At 35.2% G+C, this 2,792-nt stretch carries 3 protein-coding genes; all 3 read left to right on the top strand.

Features of this window, described 5'->3' with window-relative positions; translation table 11 throughout:
* The first annotated feature begins 26 nt into the window (after positions 1 to 26).
* The 3 genes from purM to PHQ99_08595 all read left to right on the top strand — a co-directional run bounded on the left by purM (position 27) and on the right by PHQ99_08595 (position 2,779).
* Positions 27 to 1,064, top strand: a complete 1,038-nt coding sequence (gene purM / locus PHQ99_08605; GenBank protein MDD4289632.1) for a phosphoribosylformylglycinamidine cyclo-ligase — start codon at positions 27 to 29, stop codon at positions 1,062 to 1,064.
* A gap of 81 nt (positions 1,065 to 1,145) precedes the next feature.
* On the top strand, positions 1,146 to 1,748 hold the full coding sequence (gene purN / locus PHQ99_08600; GenBank protein MDD4289631.1) for a phosphoribosylglycinamide formyltransferase: 603 nt from the start codon (positions 1,146 to 1,148) through the stop codon (positions 1,746 to 1,748).
* 65 nt (positions 1,749 to 1,813) lie between these two features.
* Positions 1,814 to 2,779, top strand: a complete 966-nt coding sequence (locus tag PHQ99_08595) for a D-2-hydroxyacid dehydrogenase (protein MDD4289630.1) — start codon at positions 1,814 to 1,816, stop codon at positions 2,777 to 2,779.
* The last annotated feature ends 13 nt before the right edge of the window (positions 2,780 to 2,792 follow it).

Raw genomic sequence — 2,792 nt, 5'->3', positions numbered from 1 at the left:
CTGGAAAGAAAAGGAAAGGAAATAAAATGAAAGATGCCTATAAAAAATCCGGGGTAGATATTGATTTAGCTAACAGTATTATAAATAATGTCAAACCAATGATTCATTCAACTCATATTCCGGGAGTCATGAATGATATTGGTAGTTTTGCAGGGTTATTCTCTATTTCCCAGGAAAAAATCAAAGACCCGGTATTAGTTTCCGGCACTGATGGTGTTGGCACAAAATTGATGATTGCTAACTTGATGGAAAAACATGACACTATAGGTATTGACCTGGTAGCGATGTGTGTAAATGATATCCTGACTTGTGGTGCAAAGCCGATATTCTTTCTTGATTACTTAGCTACAGGAAAGCTGGAAAAAGGTAAAATGGTTGCAATTATCAAAGGAATAACTGATGGGTGTAAAGAAGCAGGGTGTGCGTTATTGGGCGGGGAAACAGCAGAGATGCCCGGATTTTACCCGGAAGGGGAATATGACCTTTCCGGTTTTTCTGTTGGAATAGTTGAAAGAGATAAAATTATTTCCGGTAAAAATATCAAACCCGAAGATGTAATATTAGGTTTGGCCTCTTCCGGCTTACACAGTAATGGTTTTTCCCTGGTACGAAAGGTATTGTTACAGGAAGAAGGAATTCAATTAAGGGAAACACCAGGAGATTTAAAAGTAAGCCTGGGTGAAGAATTATTAAGACCAACCAAGATATATGTCAAGTCTATTTTATCAATAATAGAAAAATTTTCAGTTAAAGGTATTGTCCATATTACCGGTGGGGGTTTTTATGATAACATTCCGCGAATTTTACCTGATAATACAATTGCCGAAATATATATAGATAGCTGGCAAAAATTACCAATTTTTCAGTTACTCCAGAACAAAGGGAAATTGACTGATAAAGAGATGTATCGTACGTTCAATATGGGGATTGGTTTAATAATAATAGTGCCACCAGAACAAAAGGAATCTATAATTCAGGAATTAGAAAATTTAGGGGAAATACCCTATTTTATAGGCAAGGTTAGTGCAGGGGATAGTACAGATAACAGAGTTAACATCATATGAAAAAATAATGACAGGAGAATATGAAGTTAAAAAAATCCGGATAATAACAAAATATTTATTAATTAACAGGGGAAGGAATGTATGATTAACATAGCAGTACTGGCCTCAGGAAGAGGAACTAATTTACAGGCAATCATTAATGCTGTTCAAGAGGGCAAAATTGATGGAACAATTAAGATTGTAATAAGTGATAATGAAAAAGCTTATGCCTTAAAAAGGGCTCGGGATAACCGGATTAATACCATGGTTTTTCCTTATAAGAGTTATAAAAACAAAGAAAATTATGAAGATCAAATAATCAATTGCCTGAAAAATAATTATATAGATTTAGTTGTTTTAGCCGGATATATGAGATTGCTGGGATCAAAAATTATAAATAATTACCGATATCGCATAATCAATATACACCCGGCTTTATTACCCTCTTTTCCTGGCCTGAATGCCCAGAAACAGGCATTAGAATATGGTGTTAAGATAAGTGGTTGTACTGTTCATTTTGTTGATGAAGGAATTGATACAGGTCCCATTATTCTACAGCATGCAGTTGAAGTAAAACAGACTGATAATGAGGAAACGCTTTCTGATAGAATCTTAAAATATGAACATCAGTTGCTTCCCCGGGCAATTCAATTATTTGCAAAAAAAAGAATTACAATAGAAAAAAATATTGCTCATATTACTTGATAGCCAGGAGCTTGTATTTCATAAAATTGAATAAAAATGTGTTATTGAAAAGGAGAGTATAAAATATGAAGATTGTAGTTTTGGACGGATACACTTTAAATCCGGGAGACTTAGATTGGCTGGGTCTTAAAAAATTTGGTGATTTAACAGTATATGATCGTACTTCATTGACAGATGAAAATGAAATTATTTCCCGTATTGGTGATGCCGAAATAGTGTTTACAAATAAAACTCCGATAAGAAAGAATACCCTGAATGCATGTTCCAATATAAAATTTATTGGTGTACTGGCTACAGGATATGATGTTATTGATACAGATATTGCCAAAGAGAAGAATATCCCGGTATCCAATATACCCACTTATGGAACAGCTTCGGTTGGCCAGTTTGCTATTGCATTACTTTTGGAAATATGCCACCACATAGGTCACCACAACCAGGTTGTGCATGAAGGAAAATGGGAGTCAAATCCCGACTGGTGCTTCTGGGATTATCCCTTGATTGAGCTTGAGGGAAAAACCATAGGAATTATTGGATTTGGAAGAATTGGACAAAGAACAGGTGTAATCGCTAAAGCATTGGGGATGAATATTCTTGCTAATGATGCTGTTCAAAATGAATCAGGGAGAAAAATAGGCACCTATGTTGAACTGGATGAATTGTTTAAAAAATCTGATGTAATAGCCTTACATTGTCCATTACTGCCGTCAACCAAAGGAATAATCAACAAAGATACTATCTCTCAAATGAAGGACGGTGTAATTATTTTAAATAACAGCCGGGGACCCCTTGTAGTTGAACAGGATTTAGCCGATGCATTAAATAACGGCAAGGTATATGCTGCGGGACTGGATGTGGTTAGTTCAGAGCCGATAAAGGGAGATAATCCGTTACTGAAAGCAAAAAATTGTATTATTACTCCGCACATATCCTGGGCTCCAAAGGAAAGCAGAAAAAGGTTAATGGATATTGCTGTCAACAATTTAGCTAAATTTGTCGAAGGAACACCTGTTAATGTAGTGAACAAATAAAAAGAAAAATTAA

It is taken from the genome of Atribacterota bacterium (assembly GCA_028703475.1).
In the GTDB taxonomy this organism is placed as follows: domain Bacteria; phylum Atribacterota; class Phoenicimicrobiia; order Phoenicimicrobiales; family Stramentimicrobiaceae; genus JAQVMU01.
This window is presented reverse-complemented; position numbering and strand designations above follow the sequence as displayed.